23 protein-coding genes are annotated in these 23,215 nt (G+C 71.8%); 15 read left to right on the plus strand and 8 right to left on the minus strand.

The window, feature by feature from the left end; genetic code table 11:
* Positions 1-39: 39 nt before the first annotated feature.
* Positions 40-696 carry a DUF1707 domain-containing protein gene (locus ACTFAP_RS17860; RefSeq protein ID WP_495681487.1) on the minus strand — a complete coding sequence of 219 codons (657 nt, stop codon included), beginning with the start codon at positions 694-696 and terminating at the stop codon, positions 40-42.
* A 146-nt stretch (positions 697-842) separates the two neighbouring features.
* Here ACTFAP_RS17860 and pcrA point away from each other — a divergent pair, with 146 nt between their 5' ends.
* Both pcrA and ACTFAP_RS17870 read left to right on the plus strand, forming a co-directional pair.
* Positions 843-3,281: a DNA helicase PcrA gene (pcrA, locus tag ACTFAP_RS17865; RefSeq protein WP_495681488.1), complete on the plus strand. Its 2,439-nt coding sequence runs from the start codon at positions 843-845 to the stop codon at positions 3,279-3,281.
* Positions 3,282-3,446: 165 nt separating this feature from the next.
* A complete protein-coding gene (locus ACTFAP_RS17870) occupies positions 3,447-4,166 on the plus strand; it encodes a hypothetical protein (RefSeq protein ID WP_495681489.1) in 720 nt (239 codons plus the stop codon).
* Between the two features lie 77 nt (positions 4,167-4,243).
* On the opposite strand, the gene ACTFAP_RS17875 is transcribed toward ACTFAP_RS17870, so the two are convergent.
* Positions 4,244-5,647 (minus strand): peptidoglycan DD-metalloendopeptidase family protein, encoded by a 1,404-nt coding sequence (locus tag ACTFAP_RS17875; RefSeq protein ID WP_495681490.1) that lies wholly within the window; start codon positions 5,645-5,647, stop codon positions 4,244-4,246.
* 347 nt (positions 5,648-5,994) lie between these two features.
* Between ACTFAP_RS17875 and icmB the strand changes: the two genes are divergently transcribed.
* The 3 genes from icmB (at position 5,995) to sucD (ending at position 8,686) form a co-directional block, all read left to right on the plus strand.
* Complete coding sequence (gene icmB / locus ACTFAP_RS17880) at positions 5,995-6,399, plus strand: coenzyme B12-dependent isobutyryl CoA mutase small subunit (protein WP_030728992.1); 405 nt, start codon at positions 5,995-5,997, stop codon at positions 6,397-6,399.
* A gap of 197 nt (positions 6,400-6,596) precedes the next feature.
* Positions 6,597-7,772 carry an ADP-forming succinate--CoA ligase subunit beta gene (sucC, locus tag ACTFAP_RS17885; protein ID WP_500466834.1) on the plus strand — a complete coding sequence of 392 codons (1,176 nt, stop codon included), beginning with the start codon at positions 6,597-6,599 and terminating at the stop codon, positions 7,770-7,772.
* A 26-nt stretch (positions 7,773-7,798) separates the two neighbouring features.
* The gene (gene sucD, locus ACTFAP_RS17890) at positions 7,799-8,686 is read left to right on the plus strand and encodes a succinate--CoA ligase subunit alpha (RefSeq protein WP_030728988.1); all 888 of its coding nucleotides are present in this window, start codon (positions 7,799-7,801) and stop codon (positions 8,684-8,686) included.
* Between the two features lie 122 nt (positions 8,687-8,808).
* On the opposite strand, the gene ACTFAP_RS17895 is transcribed toward sucD, so the two are convergent.
* Positions 8,809-9,750 carry an alpha/beta hydrolase family protein gene (locus ACTFAP_RS17895; RefSeq protein ID WP_500466835.1) on the minus strand — a complete coding sequence of 314 codons (942 nt, stop codon included), beginning with the start codon at positions 9,748-9,750 and terminating at the stop codon, positions 8,809-8,811.
* A 155-nt stretch (positions 9,751-9,905) separates the two neighbouring features.
* Between ACTFAP_RS17895 and ACTFAP_RS17900 the strand changes: the two genes are divergently transcribed.
* On the plus strand, positions 9,906-10,505 hold the full coding sequence (locus ACTFAP_RS17900) for a TetR family transcriptional regulator (protein ID WP_495681492.1): 600 nt from the start codon (positions 9,906-9,908) through the stop codon (positions 10,503-10,505).
* Between the two features lie 158 nt (positions 10,506-10,663).
* Positions 10,664-11,899 carry an alpha/beta fold hydrolase gene (locus ACTFAP_RS17905; RefSeq protein ID WP_495681493.1) on the plus strand — a complete coding sequence of 412 codons (1,236 nt, stop codon included), beginning with the start codon at positions 10,664-10,666 and terminating at the stop codon, positions 11,897-11,899.
* 23 nt (positions 11,900-11,922) lie between these two features.
* Here ACTFAP_RS17905 and ACTFAP_RS17910 read toward each other — a convergent pair whose 3' ends face one another.
* A complete protein-coding gene (locus ACTFAP_RS17910) occupies positions 11,923-12,570 on the minus strand; it encodes a SigE family RNA polymerase sigma factor (RefSeq protein ID WP_500466836.1) in 648 nt (215 codons plus the stop codon).
* Positions 12,571-12,643: 73 nt separating this feature from the next.
* On the opposite strand from ACTFAP_RS17910, the gene ACTFAP_RS17915 reads away from it, so the two are divergent.
* On the plus strand, positions 12,644-14,182 hold the full coding sequence (locus ACTFAP_RS17915; RefSeq protein ID WP_500466837.1) for a cell division protein PerM: 1,539 nt from the start codon (positions 12,644-12,646) through the stop codon (positions 14,180-14,182).
* A gap of 23 nt (positions 14,183-14,205) precedes the next feature.
* Positions 14,206-14,640, plus strand: a complete 435-nt coding sequence (locus ACTFAP_RS17920; protein ID WP_436979298.1) for a nuclear transport factor 2 family protein — start codon at positions 14,206-14,208, stop codon at positions 14,638-14,640.
* Between the two features lie 86 nt (positions 14,641-14,726).
* Here ACTFAP_RS17920 and ACTFAP_RS17925 read toward each other — a convergent pair whose 3' ends face one another.
* On the minus strand, positions 14,727-15,560 hold the full coding sequence (locus ACTFAP_RS17925) for a hypothetical protein (RefSeq protein WP_500466838.1): 834 nt from the start codon (positions 15,558-15,560) through the stop codon (positions 14,727-14,729).
* A 147-nt stretch (positions 15,561-15,707) separates the two neighbouring features.
* On the opposite strand from ACTFAP_RS17925, the gene purN reads away from it, so the two are divergent.
* Both purN and purH read left to right on the plus strand, forming a co-directional pair.
* Positions 15,708-16,355 carry a phosphoribosylglycinamide formyltransferase gene (gene purN, locus ACTFAP_RS17930; protein WP_174864364.1) on the plus strand — a complete coding sequence of 216 codons (648 nt, stop codon included), beginning with the start codon at positions 15,708-15,710 and terminating at the stop codon, positions 16,353-16,355.
* Positions 16,352-17,932 (plus strand): bifunctional phosphoribosylaminoimidazolecarboxamide formyltransferase/IMP cyclohydrolase, encoded by a 1,581-nt coding sequence (gene purH, locus ACTFAP_RS17935; protein WP_500466839.1) that lies wholly within the window; start codon positions 16,352-16,354, stop codon positions 17,930-17,932. The genes purN and purH overlap by 4 nt, the downstream gene beginning before the upstream one ends.
* A gap of 107 nt (positions 17,933-18,039) precedes the next feature.
* On the opposite strand, the gene ACTFAP_RS17940 is transcribed toward purH, so the two are convergent.
* From ACTFAP_RS17940 to ACTFAP_RS17950, 3 genes are all read right to left on the minus strand, one after another.
* Positions 18,040-18,321 (minus strand): hypothetical protein, encoded by a 282-nt coding sequence (locus tag ACTFAP_RS17940; RefSeq protein WP_390117800.1) that lies wholly within the window; start codon positions 18,319-18,321, stop codon positions 18,040-18,042.
* Positions 18,322-18,340: 19 nt separating this feature from the next.
* Positions 18,341-18,976, minus strand: a complete 636-nt coding sequence (locus ACTFAP_RS17945; protein WP_400010245.1) for an HNH endonuclease family protein — start codon at positions 18,974-18,976, stop codon at positions 18,341-18,343.
* A 218-nt stretch (positions 18,977-19,194) separates the two neighbouring features.
* Positions 19,195-19,596, minus strand: coding sequence for a hypothetical protein (locus ACTFAP_RS17950; protein WP_495681498.1), 402 nt, complete (start codon positions 19,594-19,596; stop codon positions 19,195-19,197).
* A 134-nt stretch (positions 19,597-19,730) separates the two neighbouring features.
* On the opposite strand from ACTFAP_RS17950, the gene ACTFAP_RS17955 reads away from it, so the two are divergent.
* From ACTFAP_RS17955 to ACTFAP_RS17970, 4 genes are all read left to right on the plus strand, one after another.
* On the plus strand, positions 19,731-20,591 hold the full coding sequence (locus ACTFAP_RS17955) for a bifunctional methylenetetrahydrofolate dehydrogenase/methenyltetrahydrofolate cyclohydrolase (RefSeq protein WP_500466840.1): 861 nt from the start codon (positions 19,731-19,733) through the stop codon (positions 20,589-20,591).
* On the plus strand, positions 20,588-21,049 hold the full coding sequence (locus ACTFAP_RS17960; protein WP_390117792.1) for a DUF3017 domain-containing protein: 462 nt from the start codon (positions 20,588-20,590) through the stop codon (positions 21,047-21,049). Before ACTFAP_RS17955 ends, ACTFAP_RS17960 begins: the two co-directional genes overlap by 4 nt.
* 98 nt (positions 21,050-21,147) lie before the next feature.
* Positions 21,148-21,381, plus strand: coding sequence for a hypothetical protein (locus tag ACTFAP_RS17965; protein ID WP_495681499.1), 234 nt, complete (start codon positions 21,148-21,150; stop codon positions 21,379-21,381).
* Positions 21,382-21,540: 159 nt separating this feature from the next.
* Positions 21,541-23,199, plus strand: a complete 1,659-nt coding sequence (locus tag ACTFAP_RS17970) for a BCCT family transporter (RefSeq protein ID WP_500466841.1) — start codon at positions 21,541-21,543, stop codon at positions 23,197-23,199.
* Positions 23,200-23,215: the final 16 nt, after the last annotated feature.

Below are 23,215 nucleotides of genomic sequence, written 5' to 3' on the forward strand. Positions count from 1 at the left end.
GAAGACTGATGTGCGATATGACCGAAATCAATTTGTGACCTAGGACGGGTTTTCCCGCAGCCGACGCCGTTCCCACCGGTTCGGATGGCGGACGGTGACGCCGCCGATGCCGCCGTTTCCGGTCAGCCGCAGCCCGGGCGTGTGCTCGTCCGGCACCGCGTGCTCGGTCTTGACCTTGAACCCGCCGATGTCCGGTTCGAACTCGCTCGCCTCGATCACCCAGCCCACGGGGACCACCAGGGTCACCCCGCCGATGCCGGCGTGGATCTCCACCTCGGTCTCCACCGCGGTCAGTTCGGCCCGCGTGAAGTCGAGTTTGATGCCGCCCATGCCGCCCTTGGCGACGATCCTGGCCGGCGCCACCCAGTGGCCGGTGCGCTCGGCGCCGCTGACCCCGCCCTTGACCGTGATCTCGGGCGGGGTGGGGCGGGCCGGGGGCCGGGGCGTGAGCTGGGCGGGCGGGGCGGGCGCCGCCAGGGGTGCGGCGGGGGCGCCGGGCGCGGCCGGGCCCGGCAGGTCGGTGGTCAGTGCCGCCAGCTCGCCGTAGGTCCTGGCGGTCAGCGCCCGTTCCAGCCGCTCTTCCAGCTCATCGAGATCGAGCCGGCCCTCCCCGGCTGCCTCGCGCAGCCGTTCGACCACGATGTCCCGGTCGGCGTGCGAGGCACGCAGTTCGTCCTGCGATTGGCGCTCGGTCATGAGACCTGATTGTAGGAGCGGACGGCGATTCCGTGGACCCTCGGCCCGGCCAGAGCCCGACCGGACCTGGGCCGGAGCCAGCCGCGCCGAGGGCCGGACGCACGGCGGGGCCGCCACCCGGCGCGGGGTCCTAGACTCGGGAGACGATGAGCGGCCTCTTTGACGACAGTGTTCTGGCGGATCTCGTACCCCCCGGTGCGGAGCCGCCGCCTCCCCCTCCCGAGGACGACCACCACGAGGAGGAGGTCCCGCATGCCCTCTTCTCCGCGTCCTCCGAGGTGGCCGAGCGCGACCTCTGGTACCGCAACGGTGCCCCCAAGCCCGTCATGGACCCGGCGCAACTGCTCGAAGGACTGAACGAGCAGCAGCGCGCCGCCGTCACCCACAGCGATACGCCGCTGCTCATCGTGGCCGGCGCCGGTTCCGGCAAGACCCGCGTCCTCACCCACCGCATCGCGTACCTGCTGGCCGCCCGCGGCGCCCACCCCGGGCAGATCCTCGCCATCACCTTCACCAACAAGGCCGCCGGTGAGATGAAGGAGCGCGTCGAGGAACTGGTCGGCCCGCGCGCCGCCGCGATGTGGGTGATGACCTTCCACAGCGCCTGCGTGCGCATCCTGCGCCGCGAGAGCAAGCACCTCGGCTTCACCTCCAGCTTCTCCATCTACGACGCCGCCGACTCCAAGCGGCTGATGGCGCTGGTCTGCCGCGACCTGGACCTGGACCCCAAGCGGTTCCCGCCCAAGTCGTTCAGCGCCAAGGTCTCCAACCTCAAGAACGAACTCATCGACGAGGAGACCTTCGCGGGGCAGGCGACCGATGGTTTTGAGAAGACCCTGGCGGAGGCGTACGCGCTCTACCAGTCGCGGCTGCGCGAGGCCAACGCGCTGGACTTCGACGACATCATCATGACGACCGTCCACCTGCTCCAGGCGTTCCCCGACATCGCCGAGCACTACCGGCGGCGCTTCCGGCACATCCTGGTGGACGAGTACCAGGACACCAACATCGCCCAGTACACCCTCATCCGCGAGCTGGTGGGCACCGAGGAGCCGGGCGAACTGTGCGTGGTCGGTGACGCCGACCAGTCCATCTACGCCTTCCGCGGCGCCACCATCCGCAACATCCTCCAGTTCGAGGAGGATTATCCGCAGGCCACCACCCTGCTCCTGGAGCAGAACTACCGCTCCACCCAGACCATCCTCTCCGCCGCCAACGCCGTCATCGAGCGCAACGAGAGCCGCCGTCCCAAGAACCTGTGGACCCAGGCCGGCGCCGGCGCCCGCATCATCGGCTACGTCGCGGACACCGAGCACGACGAGGCCCAGTTCGCGGCCGACGAGATCGACCGGCTCACGGACGCGGGCGACGCGAAGCCCGGCGACGTCGCCGTCTTCTACCGCACCAACGCCCAGTCCCGCGTCTTCGAAGAGGTCTTCATCCGGGTCGGCCTGCCCTACAAGGTCGTCGGCGGCGTCCGCTTCTACGAGCGGCGCGAGGTCCGCGACGTCCTCGCCTATCTGCGGGTGCTGGCCAACCCCGAGGACACCGTGCCGCTGCGCCGCATCCTCAACGTCCCCAAGCGCGGCATCGGCGACCGCGCCGAGGCGATGATCGACGCGCTCGCCCAGCGCGAGAAGATCTCCTTCGCGCAGGCGCTCGCGCGGGTGGAGGAGGCGTACGGCATGGCGGCGCGTTCCATGAACGCCGTCAAACGCTTCAACGTCCTGATGGAGGAGCTGCGCACGATCGCCGAATCCGGCGCCGGGCCCGCCACCGTACTGGAGGCCGTGCTCGAACAGACCGGCTATCTCGCGGAGTTGCAGTCCTCCACCGACCCGCAGGACGAGACCCGGGTGGAGAACCTCCAGGAGCTGGCCTCCGTCGCCCTGGAATTCGAGCAGGAGCGCGAAGGCGAGGAGGAGGAGACCTCCGGCACCCTCGCCGAGTTCCTCGAACGGGTCGCGCTGGTCGCCGACTCCGACCAGATCCCGGACGAGGCGGAGGGCGAGGACAAGGGGGTGATCACCCTCATGACCCTGCACACCGCCAAGGGCCTGGAGTTCCCGGTGGTCTTCCTCAGCGGCATGGAGGACGGCGTCTTCCCGCACATGCGCTCGCTCGGCAAGACCAAGGAGCTGGAGGAGGAGCGCCGGCTCGCGTACGTCGGCATCACGCGGGCGCGCGAGCGGCTGTACGTCACCCGGGCCGCGCTGCGCAGCGCCTGGGGGCAGCCGCAGCACAACCCGCCCTCCCGGTTCCTGGAGGAGATCCCCGAACAGCACCTGGAGTGGCGCCGCACCGGCCCGCTCGCGCCGCCCCCGCCCGCCCCGGTCAGCCGCCGCCCCGCCGCCTCCGGGACGGCGACCGGCGGCTTCGCGACCAACCGGGCGCCCGCCAGGGGCGGTACGCAGCGGCAGGTGGTGGCGCTGACGGCCGGCGACCGGGTCAGCCACGACTCGTTCGGTCTGGGCCGGGTGGTCTCGGTGCAGGGCAGCGGGGACCGGGCGGAGGCGACGATCGACTTCGGCGGGGAAAAACCCAAGCGGTTGCTGCTGCGTTACGCTCCGGTGGAGAAGCTCTGAGGCATGTCGCTGTACTGTCACAGACGGGATAAAAACCTTGTGAAGTCACCCCGGACGAGATGAGATGACTCGGCATTGCCTTCGTCATTGCCTTAGTCGTTTCGTACGTGCTCCTCTTCATCACTGACCACGGAGTACGGATCACTCTCCACCCAGGGGGACTTCATGAGCCAGCCGTGGCAGCAGCCGCAACAGCCGGGCGGGTACGGCCAGCAGCCGCCGCCGAACCAGCCGCCGCCCGGCGGTGGCTACGGCCAGCCGCAGCCCCAGCAGCCGCCGCAGCCCGGTTACGGCTACCCGCAGCAGCCCCCGGCCGGTGCCCCCGGCGCCTACGGGCAGCCGCCGCAGCAGCCGTACGGCGGGGCGCCGCAGGGCGGCTTCCCGCCGCCTCCGCCGCCGGCCGCCGCCGGTGGTAACAAGGTCCTGCTCGCGATCCTGGCGGCGCTGGGCATCGGCATCGTGCTGTTCATCGCGTACGGCTACATCGTGGCCCAGATGTTCGACGAGGAGTCCGGCGAGTACCCGCAGTTCACCTATGCCGCGGTGGTCATCGGCGCGCTGATCGGGCTGCCGATCGGCAAGCTGGTCCCGCGCAACTGGGGCCTGTACGCGGCGGGCGCGGCGATCGCGCTGGTCTCGATGTTCCTCGGTGAACTGTTCGCGCTCTCGGCGATCATCGCCGACCAGGCCGACAGCATCTCCGCCAGTGAGGCGGCCATGTACGGGATCGAGCAGAAGAGCGCCTTCGGTTACCTCTTCGGCGACTTCGGGGACATCTTCGACTCCTGGAAGGAGTCGGCCGAGGCGATCAACTGGATCTTCGTCTTCGTGGCCCCGCTGGCCGCCCTCGGTGTCGCCTACCGGGTGGGTCAGAGCCAGAACTGACCGGCACCTCGGGCCCGCACGCGCAATGGCCCGCCTCCCTTCGGGGAGGCGGGCCATTGCGCGTGATCAGCCGTGCGTCAGTTGGGCTCAAGACCCTTGTTGCGCAGCCAGGTGAGCGGGTCGATGGTGCCGCCGGACGCCGGTCGTACCTCGAAGTGCAGGTGCGGCCCGGTGGAGTTGCCGGAGTTGCCGGAGTAGGCGATGACCGTGCCGGCCTGGACGTAGCCGGACTGGTAGGCGGTGCTGCTCAGATGCGCGTACCAGGTCTCGGTGCCGTCGGCCGCGGTGAGGATCAGCAGGTTGCCGTAGCTGATGTGCCACTGGGTGCGGATGGTGCCGTCGGTGGCGGCCTTCACGGGGGTGCCGTAGCTCACCGGGAAGTCGATGCCGGTGTGCAGCGAAAGCCAGTTGATGCCGGCCTGGCCGTAGTACGAGCTGAGGCCGCGCTGGTCGACCGGGAGCGCGAACTTGGGGCGCTCCGCCTCGATCCGCGCGGCCTCGGCCTCGGCGTCCAGCCGTTCCTGCTCCAGCCGTTCCTCCAGGTCAAGACGGCCCTGGGTGCGGTTGGCGCGGTCGGCGTAGTCGTCGACGGCGGCCGACAGGCTCTCCAGCTGGGTGTCGAACTCCTTGTTCGCCTCGACCGTCTTGGCCTCGCCGGGGTCGGGGGCGGCCACCGGGGGCTCGTCCTCGACGCTGTCGGAGGTGGAGACGGTGGCGGCGGTGGCCACGGCGGTCATGCCCAGGACGGCGAGGGAGGGCGCGGCGACCGAGAGGAAGGCGGAGCGCTTGGGCTTGACGCAGCGGCGCCGGCCGCGGCCCGCCGGGCGTTCGGGGGCGCACTCGTCCTGGAGGTCGTCCTGCGGGCCCTCCGAGGGCTGCCAGGGCTCCGGCGTCCAGGCGTCGGCCGTGGACGGGTCGTCGCCGGCCTCATCGGCCGTCTCCCGCTCGTACGGTGCCTCGGTGTCCGGTGCGGCCACTGTGGTGGCGTCCGGTTCGCCGTGCGCCTCCGCGCCCATCCCCGGGGCCGTGCCCGGCTCCTGTTCGGGTTCGGGCTGATACTCCTGTTCGTACAGGGGAGTTCCGTGCACGGGGGTGTCGTACGGGTCCGCGGCCGGGGAGCCGTAGGTCTCGTACGCGTCGTAACCGGCGTACGTCTGCTGCCCGTCGGCGGTGGCGGTGGAGGCGGCCTCGTGCTCCGGCGCCAGGGTGGCGGTGCCGGTCGCGGGGGTCTGCTGCTCCCAGCCGTAGGTGCTGTCCCAGCCGCCCTGGCCCTGGTACGCCTCGTACCCGTCGTACCCGTGGGTCTGTGCCGGCGTCTGCCCGTGGGCCTGCGCGTAGGTCTGCTCCGGTGCGTGGCCCGGTGCCTGGTACCCGTCGTACGTCGCGTAACCGTCGTACGAGAGCGTCCCGTAGGAGGGGTTTCCGATCTCGTCAGTGTGGCCAGTCGGAGTGAAGACTCCCGACGGGTGACGATCGCTCACTGACTACGCCTTTCGGCTCGACTACAGGAGCTGGGGTGGGGACCCGGCGGCTGCGTACGGCAGCGCGACTGTACCTGCCGTTTCCGGGCCGCGACAATCTTTCCCGGGGTTTCGCGAGTTCAAGAATCGGGCAATCAGTCGTCATTCGGGACCGGCACCATCGGTGCCACACGATTTGTTCGATATCTGTTCGGATGAAAGGTCCCGCCGGTGCCCCGCGCCCCCTCTTTTCCCCCTCCCATGTGATCTGTCTCGCGGCGCGTGCGTAAGCCTGGCCCGTTGCGGGATGCTGAGGTTAATGTCCGTTCACTCCGGCATCGGTGCCGGAGCTCCTCGGGAGGCTTCTGATGGGTGTTTCCGGACCGATCCGCGTCGTGATCGCCAAGCCAGGGCTCGACGGTCACGACCGCGGCGCGAAGGTCATCGCGCGCGCCCTGCGGGACGCGGGGATGGAGGTCATCTACACCGGCCTGCACCAGACCCCCGAGCAGATCGTGGACACCGCCATTCAGGAGGACGCCGACGCGATCGGCCTTTCCGTCCTCTCCGGCGCGCACAACACACTCTTCGCCCGGGTGATCGAACTCCTGAAGGAAAGGGACGCCGCCGATATCAAGGTCTTCGGGGGAGGGATCATCCCGGAGGCGGACATTCCGCCGCTGAAAGCCGCCGGTGTCTCGGCGATCTTCACCCCCGGGGCGCCCACCGGCGACGTCGTGACCTGGGTCCGCGACCACATCAGGGTCGCCTGAGGGGTCCGCGGCGACCCGTGCCGTACGGTTTTGTGACCCTTGTCACCACCCAGGTGTGACCTGGATTTCAGATAGGCAAATTGCCCCCCGGTACGCTGCTCTGCGGACCTGCCGCGTGCTCGCATGCGCTGCGGCCACCCGGCACGCCCACGCTGAATCGACGAACCGCGAGACCACTGATTGAGGGACGGACGCGCGTGGACCTGTTCGAGTATCAGGCGAGGGACATCTTCGCCAAGCATGACGTACCGGTGCTGGCCGGTGAAGTCATCGACACGCCGGAGGCGGCGCGCGCGGTGACCGAGCGACTGGGCGGCCGTGCGGTCGTCAAGGCGCAGGTCAAGGTCGGTGGCCGCGGCAAGGCCGGCGGCGTGAAGCTGGCCTCCGACCCGCAGGACGCGGTCGAGAAGGCCGGCGCCATCCTGGGCATGGACATCAAGGGCCACACCGTTCACAAGGTGATGCTGGCCCAGACCGCGGACATCGCGGAGGAGTACTACGTCTCCTTCCTGCTGGACCGCACCAACCGCACCTTCCTCGCCATGGCCTCCGTCGAGGGCGGTGTCGAGATCGAAGAGGTCGCGGCCACCAACCCCGAGGCCCTGGCCAAGATCGCGGTCGACCCGATCGACGGCGTGACCGAGGCCAAGGCGCGCGAGATCGTCAAGGCGGCGAAGTTCCCGGCCGACATCGCCGACCAGGTCGTCTTCACCCTCCAGAAGCTGTGGGACGTCTTCATCAAGGAAGACGCCCTGCTGGTCGAGGTCAACCCGCTGGTGAAGACCGGCGACGGCAAGATCATCGCCCTGGACGGCAAGGTCTCCCTGGACGCGAACGCCGAGTTCCGTCAGCCCGGCCACGCCGAGCTGGAGGACAAGGCCGCGGCCAACCCGCTGGAGGCGGCGGCCAAGGCCAAGGGCCTGAACTACGTCAAGCTGGACGACGGCAACGTCGGCATCATCGGCAACGGCGCCGGGCTCGTCATGAGCACCCTGGACGTCGTGGCGTACGCGGGCGAGGCCCACGGCGGCGCCAAGCCGGCCAACTTCCTCGACATCGGTGGCGGCGCCTCCGCCGAGGTGATGGCCAACGGTCTGGAGATCATCCTGGGCGACCCCGACGTCAAGTCGGTCTTCGTCAACGTCTTCGGCGGCATCACCGCGTGCGACGCGGTCGCCAACGGCATCGTCCAGGCGCTCGATCTGCTCGCCGGCAAGGGCGAGGAGGTCACCAAGCCGCTGGTCGTCCGTCTGGACGGCAACAACGCCGAGCTGGGCCGGCAGATCCTGACCGACGCCAACCACCCGCTGGTGGAGCAGGTCGACACCATGGACGGCGCGGCCGACCGTGCCGCCGAGCTGGCCGCCAAGTAACGACGGACGAGGACACCGAACACACCATGGCTATCTTTCTCACCAAGGAAAGCAAGGTCATCGTCCAGGGGATGACCGGCTCCGAGGGCCAGAAGCACACCCGGCGGATGCTCGCCGCGGGCACCAACATCGTCGGCGGTGTCAACCCGCGCAAGGCGGGCACCACCGTTGACTTCGACGGCACCGAGATCCCGGTCTTCGGCGGCGTCAAGGACGCCATCGAGGCGACCGGCGCCGACGTGACCGTCATCTTCGTGCCGGAGAAGTTCACCAAGGACGCGGTCATCGAGGCGATCGACGCCGAGATCCCGCTGGCCGTCGTGATCACCGAGGGCATCGCGGTGCACGACACCGCCGCGTTCTGGGCGTACGCCGGCAAGAAGGGCAACAAGACCCGCATCATCGGTCCCAACTGCCCCGGCCTGATCACCCCCGGCCAGTCCAACGCGGGCATCATCCCGGCCGACATCACCAAGCCGGGCCGGATCGGTCTGGTGTCGAAGTCCGGCACCCTGACCTACCAGATGATGTACGAGCTGCGCGACATCGGCTTCAGCTCGGCGGTCGGCATCGGCGGTGACCCGATCATCGGCACCACCCACATCGACGCCCTGGCGGCGTTCGAGGCCGACCCCGACACCGACCTGATCGTGATGATCGGCGAGATCGGCGGCGACGCCGAGGAGCGGGCCGCGGACTTCATCAAGGCCAACGTCACCAAGCCGGTCGTCGGCTACGTGGCGGGCTTCACCGCGCCCGAGGGCAAGACCATGGGCCACGCCGGCGCCATCGTCTCCGGCTCCTCCGGCACGGCGCAGGCCAAGAAGGAGGCCCTGGAGGCCGCGGGCGTGAAGGTCGGCAAGACCCCGTCCGAGACGGCGCTGCTGGCGCGCGAGCTGCTGGCCGCGAGCTGACCGTTCCGTAGTACCCGTAGCACCCGTAGCACCCGTAGCACCGCACGAGGGTGCCCTCCGCCGCACGGCGGAGGGCACCCTCGTGCGTTTTCCCGGTCCCCCTTCCGCCGTGCGGCGGGCGCTCACGGCGTGCGCAGCGTGCCCAGCGGCTCGGGGTCCGCCTCCAGTGCGGTGGCCGCCGCCTTCCAGCGCGTGTCACCGGGGCGCAGGGCGCTGTGCAGGAAGGCGGTGCTGAGCCGCTGGACCAGCGCTACCCGGGCGGGGTTCTCGTCGGTCGTCTCGGCGGCCTCGTACCCGCTGATGCCGCCGAGCGAGTGTTCCGCGCCGGACAGGGTGAGCAGGGACGTGGTTCCGGGGCTGTGGGTGTGGGCGTCGGTGAACCAGTCGGGGCCCCGGGTGGAGAGCGCGGACTGATCCCGGTCCCCGGCGACGATGAGCGCCGGTGTCGTCATGGTGGCGAAGGACGGCCGCATGAAGGGGAGGTGCTCCCGCGCGAAGGGGCTCAGGTCATCGCCCAGACCGGTCACGGCGAACAGCGCCCCCGCGCGGACCCGGGGGTCGGACAGGTCGTCGCCCGGCGTGCCGTCGGCGTCCAGGACGCGCGCGCCCAGCAGCATGCTGGCGCTCTGGGCGCCCCAGGAGTGGCCCGCCACGGCGATCCGCTCGTGGTCGACACGCCCGGCGAGGCCCGGTACGGCGGCCTCCAGTACGTCGAGACGGTCCAGCACACGGAACAGGTCCTCGACGCGGAAGCGCCAGATCCTGGGCGTGCGGGGATCGTCGGCGGACAGGGCGAGCGTGCGGGAGTCCAGGTGGGTGGGCTGGAGGACGACGAACCCGTGGGCCGCCCAGTGGTCGGCGAGCGGGCCGTAGCCGTGCAGCGAGGACCCGTGGCCGTGCGAGAGGACGATGACGGGCAGGTCGCCGCCGGTGGCGGGGGCCGACACCCGTACCCGCAGGTCCGTTCCCCGGCCGGGGGCGGGGAGGACGACGGGCTGTGCGGATATCACTGTGGCGGGCGCGTGGGTGGGGGGCGTGGTGGCGGTGGTGGTCGGGTCGGTCATGGCTGTGCCTTCCGTCGTGTCCCGCCGCGCGCTCCCGGCCTGATCAGGGCAGGGGAGGGCCCGGCGGTCTGTCATCATGGGAAAACGGAACCGTGCTCCGCTCCCGACGATACGGAACGCTGTTCCGCTTTGCAATCTCGTGGAAGGACCTCGTCGTGAACGACAGCGGCCAGGGCGCGGACGGCGCGCCCGGAGCACGGCGCAAGGACGCCCGGCGCAACCGCCAGACCCTGCTGGAGGCGGCCGCCACGGTCTTCGTCACCTCGGGCGTGGAAGCCCCGGTGCGCGACATCGCCACCGCGGCCGGGGTCGGCATGGGCACCATCTACCGGCACTTCCCCACCCGGGCGGACCTGGTCATCGCCGTCTACCACCACCAGATCGACGCCTGCGCCGATGCGGGGCCCGCCCTGCTGGCGGAAGGGCCGTCCCCGCATGCCGCCCTGGGGCGGTGGGTCGACCTCTTCGTCGACTTCCTGGTCACCAAGCACGGCCTCGCGGCGGCCCTCCAGGCCGACAACGCCCGCTTCCAGACACTGCACGCCCACTTCCTGGACCGCCTCGTACCGGTGTGCGCGCACCTCCTGGACGCCGCCGTCGACTCCGGTGAGATCCGCCCCGGCATCGAGGCGCTCCAGCTCATGCACGGCATCGGCAACCTCTGCATCGGCGCCGACCGTGACCCCGACTACGACGCGCGCCTGCTGGTCGGCCTCCTCGTCGCGGGACTGCGCCGACCGGACCCCGTGCCGTAGCCCGGACGCCGTAGCCCGGACGCCGGACGCCGCACCCGGGGCGGCCACGCGTGCGGCGGAATGTGGGAGAGTCCGCTCGTCCGCTCGCCGCCGCCGTCGAGTGCCCGCGCCGGACCTCCCCCGGCGCGCTTCCCCCGGCCCGCAAGGAGGCCCGCGCCATGACCGTCCCGCACGCCTTCCCCCTGGAACCCACCCCGATCCGGGTGCCCGACCAGGCCCTCGACGACCTGCGCACCCGCCTCGCCCTGACCCGCCCACCGCTGGACGAGGCGAACGAGGACTGGTCCTACGGCGTCCCGGCCGGATACCTCCAGGAACTGGTCGCGTACTGGCGGGACGGTTACGACTGGCGTGCGGCCGAGGCCGCCATCAACGCGTACGAGCACTACCGGGTGGACGTCGCCGGTGTCCCGGTGCACTTCCTGCGCCGCGCGGGCCGCGGCCCCCGTCCGGTCCCGCTGATCCTCACCCACGGCTGGCCGTGGACGTTCTGGCACTGGTCGAAGGTCATCGACCCGCTCGCCGACCCCGCCGCCCACGGCGGTGACCCGGCCGACGCCTTCGACGTCATCGTGCCCTCCCTGCCCGGCTTCGGCTTCCCCGGCCCGCTCACCGGCTTCCCGGACGTCAACTTCTGGAAGGTCGCGGACCTCTGGCACACCCTGATGACCGAGACCCTGGGATACGCGCGGTACGCCGCCGGAGGCTGCGACATCGGCGGGCTCGTCTCCAGCCAGCTCGGGCACAAGTACGCCGATTCCCTGTACGGCATCCACATCGGCTCCGGACTGCCGCTCGACTTCTTCAACGGCCCCCGCGCCTGGGACTTCACCCGCAACCGGCCCCTCACCGATGACCAGCCCGCCGAGGTCCGGGCCCGGATCATCGACCAGGACCGCCGCTTCGCCTCCCACCTCACCGTGCACATGCTGGACGGCGCCACCCTGGCCCACGGACTGAGCGACTCGCCCGCCGGACTGCTCGCCTGGCTGCTGGAGCGCTGGAACGCGTGGAGCGACAACGGGGGCGACCTCGCCTCCGTCTTCACCCGGGACGACCTGCTCACCCACGCCACCATCTACTGGGTGAACAACTCCGCCGCCACCTCCCTGCGGTACTACGCGAACGCCAACCGCCACCCGTGGACCCCCGCCCACGACCGGACGCCCGTCGTGCAGGCCCCGGCCGGGCTCACCTTCGTCACGTACGAGAACCCGCCCGGCATCCACACCGCGGACGAGCGCGTCCGGGCGTTCACGGCCGGCCCGCAGGCCGACTGGTTCCACCCCGTCAACGTCAACGCGCACGAGCACGGCGGCCACTTCATCCCCTGGGAGAACCCCGACGCCTGGGTGGACGACCTGCGCCGCACCTTCCGGGGCCGCAGGCCCTGAACGAAGCCGCCCGGAGCGCCAACTCAGCGCATGGCCGGGAGCAGGGACGCCGTGATCGCGGTCAGGGTCACCGCCATCAGCAGGAGGCAGGCGCGGGTGCGGCGGGCCGTGGCGCGTTCGCCGGCCCGGCGGACCGCGTCGGGGCGGCGGGTGCGTACCGGTACCGCCGCCGCCAGCGTGGCCAGGGGCGGGAACCCGGCGGGCAGCGCCGCCCGCCCCGTCGCCAGCCGCGCCCCGGTCACCGCCACGGTGGCCTCCGTCTCCGCCGCCGCCGCGCTCAGCCCGACGCCCGCGCAGTCGTGCAGCACCACCGTGCCCCGCTGGTGCGGGGGCAGTTCGAGCAGCACCGGCAGGACGGGCCGGGGCCGGCCCCACGGCCGCAGCCGGTGCCACGGCGAGAGCGCGTACCCGTACACCGCCGCCCGCACCCGCCCCACCGGGTCGGCGTCCGCCGCCACGGCGGGCCACTCCTCCCAGCAGCGCTGGAAGCCGCGCTCCATCGCCCGGGCCGCGAACCGCGTGTCACCGCCGCACAGCAGATACGCCTGCCGGGCCAGGGAGGCCGCGTGCCGTTCGTACAGGGCCGCGAACGCCGCCTCCGGTGAGCCCGCCGGGTTCAGCCCTCGAACGAGCGTGCGTCTTCGGCCCGGTGCGCTGGTCAGAGTCTCCACTGGCTGCCGTTCCTTCCCTGTCCGGACCGTGGCGATACCTCAGCCTGCCGGGCGTTATTGGCAGCATGGCCGCGTGCGCCTCCTTATCCAGCGATTTGCCCCGGACGGCCGAGTCGCCCGCACCCGATGGTTCGGTGAGGGCCTGGTGGCGGCGGGACTCGGGTTCGGCGTGCTGGCCGTGACCGGCCTCGTGCTGTGGACCACCTCCCCCTTCCCCGACAGCGGCGCGGGCGGCGCGCTGCGCGTGGTCGCCGGACTGTGGCTGCTGGCGCACGGCACGGAACTCGTGCGCGCCGAGACGCTCAGCGGCGTCCCCGCGCCCATCGGGCTGACCCCGCTGCTGCTGACCGCGCTCCCGTGCTGGCTGCTGCACCGGGCGGTGCGGGTGGCGCTGATCGGCGAGCGGAACCCTGCGGTGGGGCCGCGCGCCGCCGCCTGGGTCAGCGCCGGCTATCTGCTGCCCGCGGTGCCCGCCGTGCTGTACACGCTCGGCGGGCCGATCAGCGCGCGCCCGCTCAGCGCGCTGGCGGTGATGCCGCTGCTGACGGTGGTGGTGACCGGGGCGTCGGCGGTGGCGGTGCTGGGCTGGCCGGCGCCGTGGCCCGACCCCTACCGGCTGGCGGCGGCCGGCCGGGCGGCGCTGGCGGGTACGGCGGCGGTGTGCGGGGCGGGCGCGCTGCTGGCGGCCGGGGCGCTGGTGCTGCACGCGGACACGGCGCAGCGGACGTTCGGGCAGCTCTCCGGGCCCTGGTCGGGGCGGTTCGCGGTGCTGCTGCTCGGCCTGGCGCTGGCGCCGAACGCGGCGGTGTGGGCGGCGGCGTACGGGCTCGGCCCCGGTTTCACGCTGGGGGCGGGGAGCGTGATCGCCCCGCTGGGCCTGGCCGGAACGGGCACGGACGGCGCCGAACCGCGGCTGCCGGCCTTCCCGCTGCTGGCGATGGCACCGGGCGGGGTGGGCGACGGCTGGGCGGTGTGGGCGACGGCGGCCGTCGTGCCGGTGGTGGGGGTGGGGGTGCTGGCGTGGTTCACGGCCAGGGGCGCCGTACGGTCCGGCTCGGGGCCGGCGGCCACGGCGCTCACCGCGCTGCTGGCGGCGCTGGGGTGCGGGCTGACGCTGGGCGGTCTCGCGGCGCTGGCGGGCGGCCCGCTGGGCACCCTGGCGCTGGCCGAGTTCGGCCCCGATCCGGTGCTGACCGGAGCGGCGGCGGCCGGGTGGGGTGCGGTGGTGGGGGTGCCGCTGGCGCTGTTGCTGCGGGTGTGGCAGCTGCGGACGGTGAGCCCGTGGGAGGCGGTCGCGGGGAGGCTGCGGCGGCGGCGCGCGGAGCCGCCGGTGGGGGAGGGGGCGCGGAGCGCGGGCGCGGCGGAACGGGGCGGTGCCCCGGAGGGCATGGCCCACGAGGGGCGGCGGCCGGAGCGGCGCGGGCGCCGGTGGTGGCGCCGGCGCGCGGGCGAGGAACACCCGCTGCACACGACGATCAGCCGCCTCCGCCGGCGGCTGCGTCCCGACCCCGCCGACACGCCGCCGCCCGTCGGCGTGCCCCGCACCCCGGACATGCCCTTCGACCAGGAGACGGACCTCTCCCCCCTGAAGGACGCGGCCCGGGAGCCCTGAGTGGCGCGTGTGAGGATGCCGTCATGGATACGAGTTCGCACACGCGTGCCGTGGTGGAAGAGCTGCTGAAGCGCATCGGCGCCGGCGACCCCGAGCGGATCGCGGAGCTGTACGCGCCGGAGACCGACTGGAAGCTGGACTGGCCGGAGGCCGAACACGGCCGCGCGCGGACCCCGTGGATCCGGCACCGCCGCACCCGCGCCGACATAGCCGCCCACTACCGGGAGGTGGCGGAGCACCACGTCCCGGAGGAGGCGGGCACGGTCATCGACCGCATCCTGGTCGACGGTACGGACGCGGTGGTCACCGGAGAGATCCGGCAGACCGCCCGGCCCACCGGCCGCGCCTACACGGCGGCGTTCGCCCTCTACCTGACGGTCGAGAACACCCAGGTCACCCGCCACCACATCTACGAGGACAGCCTGGCCGTGGCCCAGGCGTTCGCCCCCGGCGACTGACCCGTGCCCGGCGTGCCCGGCCGGAGGCGGCACGACGGCGGCGCGGCACCGGCGGGGGTGTCCCGGCTGGTGCCGCGCCGCCGCCGTCAGTCCCGCTCGCCCAGGATCGGGCGCAGCTGCTTGGGCAGCTGGTCCTCGCACGCCTCGCGCGTGGGGGTGGTCAGCGCGTCCTGGACGCAGTCGAAGTAGTCCTTGTACACCAGCTGAACGGTGTAGGTGGTGAAGACGATCACCAGCGCCATCCCGGCCAGCACCAGCCCGCCGATCGCCATCCCGACCGGGGAGCGCCGGGCGGCGGCCCCGGCACGCGGCGGGGTCGTGGGGCGGGGCGGGAGCGGGGCCTCGCCCTCCACCTCGGCGACGGTCGCGCGGTGGTGCTCGGGGGCGGGCTTCTCCTCCGGCTCCCCCTTCTCGCCGCTCTCGCCGGGCTTCTTCTCGTCCTTGGGGCCGCCGCGCAGCGCGCTGATGCCCCAGTACAGGGCGAGGGCGCCCAGCAGCAGGCCCAGCCACTCCCAGCCGAACACACCGGCGAAGATGCCCCACAGGCCGGCCAGCACCGCGTACCGCGCGTGCCGCTGCGCCGGGTCGGTCGGGTCCCAGCGTGGCCCGAAGGGCCCGCCGCCGCCCGGGCCGCCGTCGCGGCCGTTGCCGCCGGGCTGCCGGGGTTCGCCGAAGGCTCCGTTGCCGCGGCCCGGCTGGCGCCGGCTCCACTGGCTGCCCCAGCGCGAACGCTGGTTGTCGTCGCCGGTCTCGGAGTCCTTGTGGTCCTCGCCGTTCCCGCTGCCGCGCCCGCTGTCGCCGTTGTCGTTCCGGCGGGACCGCCACGGCCGGTCGGGCTGGTTCTCGGGAGGAGCTGCGAAGGGGTTGTGCTCCTCGCCGGGCAGGTCCTGTCGCCCCGAGGCTCGCCGTCGATCGGTCATTTGGTCGGCTGTCCCCTTCGTCCACGGTTCCGCTGGCAATGACCGTACCCGGCAGTGGCCGCACCCGTCGCACGGGGGAGGCCCGGTATGCCGGTATGGTGACCGGTGGCCGACGGCCTGTCGTGCTTCGCCCACCGCTGAAGGAAGATTCCCGCCGTGGCCCCAGCTCCGCAGCCCAAGGATCCCGCACGCCTTGTCGTACTGGTATCCGGCTCCGGTACCAATCTTCAGGCCCTGCTGGACGCCCAGTCGGCGCTCGGGCCCCGCTGGTACGGAGCGCAGGTGGTGGCGGTCGGCGCCGACCGCGAGGGCATCGAGGGGCTGCGGCGTGCCGAGCGCTCGGGGGTGCCGGCGTTCGTTCGCCGGGTGCGCGACTACCCGACCCGCGCCGACTGGGACCGTGCCCTCACCGACGAGGTCGCCGCGTACGAGCCCGATCTCGTCGTCTCGGCAGGTTTCATGAAGATCGTGGGGCCCGCCTTCCTCGCCCGGTTCGGCGGGCGATTCATCAATACCCATCCCGCGCTGCTGCCGAGCTTCCCCGGCGCCCACGGGGTACGGGACGCGCTCGCCCACGGCGTCAAGGTGACCGGCTGCACGGTGCACTTCGTCGACGCCGGGGTCGACACCGGCCCGATCATCGCCCAGGGCGCCGTGGACATCCGCGAGGAGGACGACGAGTCCTCGCTCCACGAGCGGATCAAGGAAGTCGAACGCTCCCTGCTCGTCGACGCCGTGGGCCGCCTCGCCCGCGAGGGATACCGCATCGAGGGACGAAAGGTTTCCATCCCGTGACCTCCGAAGAAGGTACGAAGCGCCCGGTCCGCCGGGCCCTGGTCAGCGTGTACGACAAGACCGGTCTGGAGGAGCTGGCCCGCGGTCTGCACGCCGCCGGGGTGGCGATTGTCTCCACCGGCTCGACCGCCAGGACGATCGCCGCCGCCGGGGTGCCGGTGACCCCGGTCGAGGAGGTCACCAACTTCCCCGAGATGCTCGACGGCCGGGTCAAGACCCTGCACCCGCGCGTGCACGCCGGCATCCTCGCCGACCTGCGCCGTGCCGAGCACCGGCAGCAGCTGTCGGAGCTTCAGATCGAGGCGTTCGATCTGGTCATCGTGAACCTCTACCCGTTCCAGGAGACCGTCGCCTCCGGCGCCTCCTTCGACGAGTGCGTCGAACTCATCGACATCGGCGGCCCCTCCATGGTGCGCGGCGCCGCCAAGAACCACCCCTCGGTGGCTGTGATCGTCAACCCGGAGCGGTACGCGGACGCGCTGTCCGCCGTCGCCGAGGGCGGCTTCACGCTGCCGCAGCGGCGTGCCCTGGCGGCGGAGGCGTTCGCGCACACCGCCGAGTACGACGCGGCGGTGGCCGGCTGGTTCGCCGCGCAGGGTGAGCCGGTGGGCGAGGGTGCCGAGGCCGGAGAGTTCCCCGCCGCCGCCCGGCTGACCTTCACCCGGCAGGGCGTGCTGCGGTACGGCGAGAACCCGCACCAGCGGGCCGCGCTCTACGCGGACGGCTCGGGCACCGGCCTGCCGGCCGCCGAGCAGCTGCACGGCAAGGAGATGAGCTACAACAACTACATCGACGCCGAGGCCGCCCGCCGCGCCGCCTACGACCACCAGGCGCCGGCCGTGGCGATCATCAAGCACAGCAACCCGTGCGGGATCGCGGTCGGCGCCGATGTCGCCGAGGCGCACCGCAAGGCGCACGCCTGCGACCCGCTGTCGGCGTACGGCGGCGTGATCGCCGTCAACCGCCCGGTGTCGGTGGCGCTGGCCGAGCAGGTCGCGGAGATCTTCACCGAGGTCATCGTGGCCCCGGCGTACGAGGACGGCGCCGTCGACGTCCTGGCCCGCAAGAAGAACATCCGGGTGCTGCGCGCCCCAGGCGCCCCAGCCGCGACCGGCGAGTACCGGCCGCTGGAGGGCGGCACGCTGCTCCAGGTCGCGGACCGGCTCCAGGCGGACGGGGACGACCCGGCGCACTGGACGCTGGTGGCGGGTGACGCGCTGGGCGAGGCGGAGCTGGCCGAGCTGGCGTTCGCGTGGCGGGCGTCGCGCGCGGTGAAGTCGAACGCGATCCTGCTGGCCAAGGACGGTGCCACGGTGGGCGTGGGCATGGGCCAGGTCAACCGGGTGGACTCGGCGCGGCTCGCGGTGCAGCGGGCGGGCGAGGACCGGGCGGCCGGGGCGTACGCGGCCTCGGACGCGTTCTTCCCGTTCGCCGATGGTCTGGAGGTGCTCACGGCGGCGGGGATCCGCGCCGTGGTGCAGCCGGGCGGTTCGAAGCGGGACGGCGAGGTCATGGAGGCGGCCAAGGCGGCCGGGGTGTCCATGTACTTCACCGGGACCCGGCACTTTTTCCACTGATTGCGCCGACGGGCGCCCCGTGGCGTCCGATCGGTGACGGACGACGGTCAACGGCCGCCCCCCTGGGCTACGGGGGTGCGGCCGTTGACCGTTGCCGGGTCAGGCCGTCACGGCTGGGGGCGGTGCAGCAGCTCGACGAGGATGTCGTGCAGGACGCCGGCGTCGCGCGCGTCGTACAGCTGGTAGGGAGCGCCCTCCAGCGTGTACCACTCGTTCGCGCCCGCGTAGCGGACGCGCAGGGTGAGGACGCCGTCCTCGTCGGCTCTGGTGTGCAGTTCCAATTCGCCGGTGATGGCACCGACTTCCTTGGTCATGACGCCACCGCGCGGCGGCTTGAAGGTGGAGAACCGCTCGCTGTGCTCGCTCTGTGCGTTCTGTGCCTCACTCATACCGGACATCTGACCATGATCAGCAGGTGTTGAGCATGCTTGTCAGGGCGGTCTTCTCGGCCGAATCCACGCTCAGGTTCCAGCGGTACTTGGCGCGTATCCACATCCGCGCGTAGGTGCACTGGTACGAGGAGACCGGCTTCCAGTCCGCCGGGTCCTGGTCGCCCTTGGAGCGGTTGGAGCTGGCGCTGGAGGCGATCAGCTGCGGGTTGGACAGGTCGTTGGCGAAGGAGCGCCGGGTGTCGGTGGTCCAGGAGTTGGCGCCGGAGCGCCAGGCCTCGGCGAGCGGCACGATGTGGTCGATGTCCACGCCGGAGGCGCTGGTGACGGTGACGCCGTCGTACGGGCTGTACCAGCTGCCCGAGGTGGGCTGGCAGTTGCTGTCGACCACCACGTTGGAGCCGTCCCGCTTGAGGACGGTCTGCCGGGTGGTGCACCCGCCCGAGGAGGTCCAGTGCGGGAAGAGGTCGCGCGAGTAGCCGGTCATCGAGCCCTCGGCCGCGACGCGCAGGGCGTTCAGCTCGGTGCGGGCGGTGGCGGCGGAGGGGATGTTGGGGGGTGCGGCGGTGGCCGGCTGGCCGAGGAGGACGAACAGCAGCGCGGTGCTCAGTGCGGTGGTGAGCACGGCGACGCTGCGTCGTGCGCGCGTCAGCATCAGGATGCCTCCCATAGGGGGTGTGGGGGTTCCTGACAGATTGTTGAGCGCGTAGATGACGTGCTCATGACGATTTCTACGCGAGTTGATAACGCACCGCCCAACAGCCGTGCGCGGCAGGCCCGTTGGCCCCGTCCCCCGCAGGCCCCGTGGTCGGCCGCCCCGGGAATGGGTCAGGCCCGGGGCCGGTCACCCCGGGGCCGGTTACCTGGAACCAGTCAGTCCTGGGGCCTGGCGAACCAGTCGCGGCTGTCCCGCATGGCCAGCAGGGCCACCAGGGCGATCGAGGCCGCCAGCACCAGCAGGCCCAGCGTCCCGGTGCCGAAGCCCAGCACCACCCCGGCCACGCCCCACACCATGGCGCCGATCCGCACCCGCGCCCCGCCCCGGGCGAAACGGGTGGCCAGCGCGATGCCGACCGCCCCGAACGCCAGGAAGATCACCCCGAGGGTGATCACCGGGCCGGCCGTCACGTTCAGCTCGCGCAAGGTCTCCTCGTCGCCGAATCCGGCCTGCAACGAGATGAGGGCCATCAGCAGGGTCAGCCCGGCCACGGTGTACGAGACGGCGCGGGCGGAACGGATACGGCCGGGAAGCCGCGGGGGCGGCGGAGTGCTCATGCGGTCAACGGCCCTCTCGGATCTTCTTTTTGTACACAATGCTGCCCGTTATTTGATCGTGCCTGCCCGCCCCTGTCCAGGGTTTCCCGGCGGGCGATTGGAGGGCACACCCCCGCATCCGCGAGGATGGGGGCATGAGCGCCCAGATTCTCGATGGCAAGGCGACCGCCGCCGCGATCAAGTCCGACCTGACCACCCGGGTCCAGGCCCTCCGCGAGCGCGGCATCACGCCGGGCCTGGGCACCGTACTGGTCGGGGAGGACCCCGGCAGCCAGAAGTACGTGGCCGGCAAGCACCGCGACTGCGCCGCCGTGGGCATCGCGTCCATCCAGCGCGAGCTGCCCGCGACCGCCACCCAGGAGGAGATCGAGGCGGTCGTCCGCGAGCTGAACGAGGACCCCGGCTGCACCGGCTACATCGTCCAGCTGCCGCTGCCGCGCGGCATCGACGTCAACCGCGTCCTCGCCCTCATGGACCCTGACAAGGACGCCGACGGCCTGCACCCGGTGAACCTCGGCCGGCTCGTCCTCAACGAGACCGCCTCGCTGCCCTGCACCCCCAACGGCATCATCGAGCTGCTGCGCCGGCACGGCGTGGAGATCGCCGGAGCCCAGGTCGCCGTCGTCGGCCGCGGCATCACCGTGGGCCGCTCGCTGCCGCTGCTGCTCACCCGCCGCAGCGAGAACGCCACCGTGACCCAGTGCCACACCGGCACCCGCGACCTGTCGGCGCAGCTGCGCGCCGCCGACATCATCGTGGCGGCGGCCGGGGTGCCGCACCTGATCAAACCGGAGGACGTGAAGCCGGGCGCCGCCGTCCTCGACGTGGGCGTCAGCCGGGACGAGAGCGGCAAGATCGTCGGCGACGTCCACCCGGGCGTCGCGGAGGTGGCCGGCTGGATCTCCCCGAACCCCGGCGGCGTCGGCCCGATGACCCGGGCGATGCTCCTGCGCAACGTGGTCGAGGCCGCCGAGCGGCAGGTGGCCACCGCATGACCCCACGGCTCTCGCTGCCCCGTCCGGTCCGGGAGTGGATCGGCCGGGTGCGCAAGGTGGCCACCGTGGGCGGCGGCGGCAGCCCGTCCGACAAGTACAGCACCCGGGACACCGCGCGCCCCCAGGGCGGGCGGCGCACGGCGCCCGGCAGCGCGCCTGCGGCGATACGGCAGTGGCCGCTGCTGGGCGTGCTGGGCGGCACCCTGGTCGGGCTGCTGGTCACGCTCGGGAACTTCCGGGTCGGCCTGCTGATCGTCGGCGGCGCCCTGGTGGCGGCCGCCGCGCTGCGCGCCTGGCTGCCGGAGGTGGGGATGCTGGCGGTGCGCTCACGGGCCACGGACATCGTCACGTACGGGCTGCTGGGGCTGACGATCGTGCTGCTGACGCTGATGGCCCAGCCGAAGCCGTGGCTGGAGGTCCCGTTCTTCAACGACGTGCTGAGGTTCTCGGCGGGATAACGGCTGTACCGGGACGGTCACGGGCCCGTCCCGGAGCTGTGCCGCGCCGTGTGCGGGGGCCACGGCCGGGCAGGAGGCCCGCAGGGAGAGGGGCGGCCGTGCCGATCGAGACGTTTGTCATCGTGTTCCCCATCGCACTGGTGCTGTTCTGGGGCACCCTGCTGCTGGTCATCATCCGGAGCCTGGGCAAGCGGGCCCGGGCGGGACGCCGCCCCGGGGGCGGGACCAGCTCATCGGGCGGCGGCGGTTTCTTCGCCGCCGGGGATGGTGGCGGCGGGGGAGACGGCGGTGGCGGTGGCGGTGGGGGAGACGGTGGCGGGGGCGGCTGCTGAGACGCGTGTGCGATTCGTCTCCGCACGGAAATCGAATCGTGACACATACATCTTTCCCCATAGGGCAGGCGCGCAACGTTGACCAGGTCGTTTACGCGGCCTACGCACCGCCCAGAGGGGAAACACATGTCGGACCGGAAACCCACACCGTCACCACCCGTGAAATCGCAACCGTGGTTTCAAACGATCGCCCCATGGGTCTTCTGGCCCTCGGTCGCGATCATCGGGGTCTTCGTGCTGTGGGCCATCATCTGGGACGACGCCGCCAACCGCGTGGTCATGAACCTCAACTCGGATGTGGTGGGCAACCTCGGCTGGTACTACATGGTGCTGGTCTCGCTCTTCGTGATCTTCGTGGTCTGGGTCGGGCTCAGCCGCTTCGGTGACATCAAGCTCGGCAAGGACGACGACAAGCCGGACTTCTCCACCGCCTCCTGGCTGGCGATGCTGTTCGCCGCCGGCATGGGCATCGGCCTCGTCTACTGGGGCGTTGCCGAGCCGCTGACCTTCTACGACTCGCCGCGCCCCGGCGTGGACGGCGGCGAGGCCGAAGCGGCCAGGGCCGCCTTCTCCCAGACCTTCCTGCACTGGGGCATCCACCCCTGGGCGATCTACGTGGTCGTCGGTCTGGCCATCGGGTACGCCGTGCACCGCAAGGGCCGCCCGGTGTCCATCCGCTGGGCGCTGGAGCCGCTGCTGGGCGACCGCGTCAAGGGCCGCTGGGGCGACGCCATCGACGTCATCGCGCTGGTCGGCACCATCTTCGGTGTCGCCACCTCGCTGGGCTTCGGTGTGCTCCAGATCTCGGCCGGCGCCGACTTCCTCGGCTGGGCCGACAACCCGGGTACGGCGCTCCAGGTGGCGCTGATCGTCGGCATCACGCTGCTGGCGCTGATCTCGGTGCTCTCCGGCCTCGGCAAGGGCATGAAGTGGCTGTCCAACACCAACATGGTGCTGTTCTTCGCCCTGATGGCCTTCCTGCTCATCGGCGGCTCCACCACGCTGCTGCTGTCGGACTTCACCGAGAACATCGGCAACTACCTCCAGTCCCTGCCCTCCCTCAGCTTCGACACCGGCGCCGCCTACGGCGAAGAGGGCAAGTCGTGGGTCAGCGGCTGGACCGTCTTCTACTGGGGCTGGTGGATCTCCTGGGCGCCCTTCGTCGGCATCTTCATCGCCCGGGTCTCCAAGGGCCGTACCGTCCGTCAGTTCGTCGGCGGCGTGCTGCTGGTCCCCGCCGCGCTCACCTTCTTCTGGTTCTCCGTCGTCGGTGGCTCCGCCGTGCACCAGGAGCGCAACGAGCCGGGCAGCATGGTCGGCGCGGACGGCGTGAACAAGGACAGCGCCCTCTTCCAGCTGCTGGACCACTTCCCCGGCGGCGCCCTGATCGCGGGCATCACGATGCTGCTGATCGTGCTGTTCTTCGTCACCTCCTCGGACTCCGGTTCGTACGTGGTGGACATGCTGGCCTCCGGCGGCGACCCGACGCCGCCGCGCTGGAGCCGCGTGTTCTGGTCGGTCGTCGAGGGCACGGTGGCCATCGCGCTGCTGGTGGCCGCGGGCAGTGACGCCTTGACCACACTCCAAACGGTGGCGATCATCATCGCCCTGCCGTTCAGTTTCGTGATGATCGCGATGTGTATCGCCACGCTGAAGCAGTTCCGCGCCGAACGGGCCGCCTACCTGGCGGCCCAGCGCCGCAAGACGGAGACGCGTCTGATCGAGGAGGCCGTGGCCGCGCTCGAGGAGGCCGACAAAGCGGCCACCGAGGGCGTGAACGGCACCGGCAAGAAGCCGGCGGCCACCACCCGCACCTGATCAGCACGTCCCTCTC

This window comes from Streptomyces sp. PH9007 (assembly GCF_059813725.1).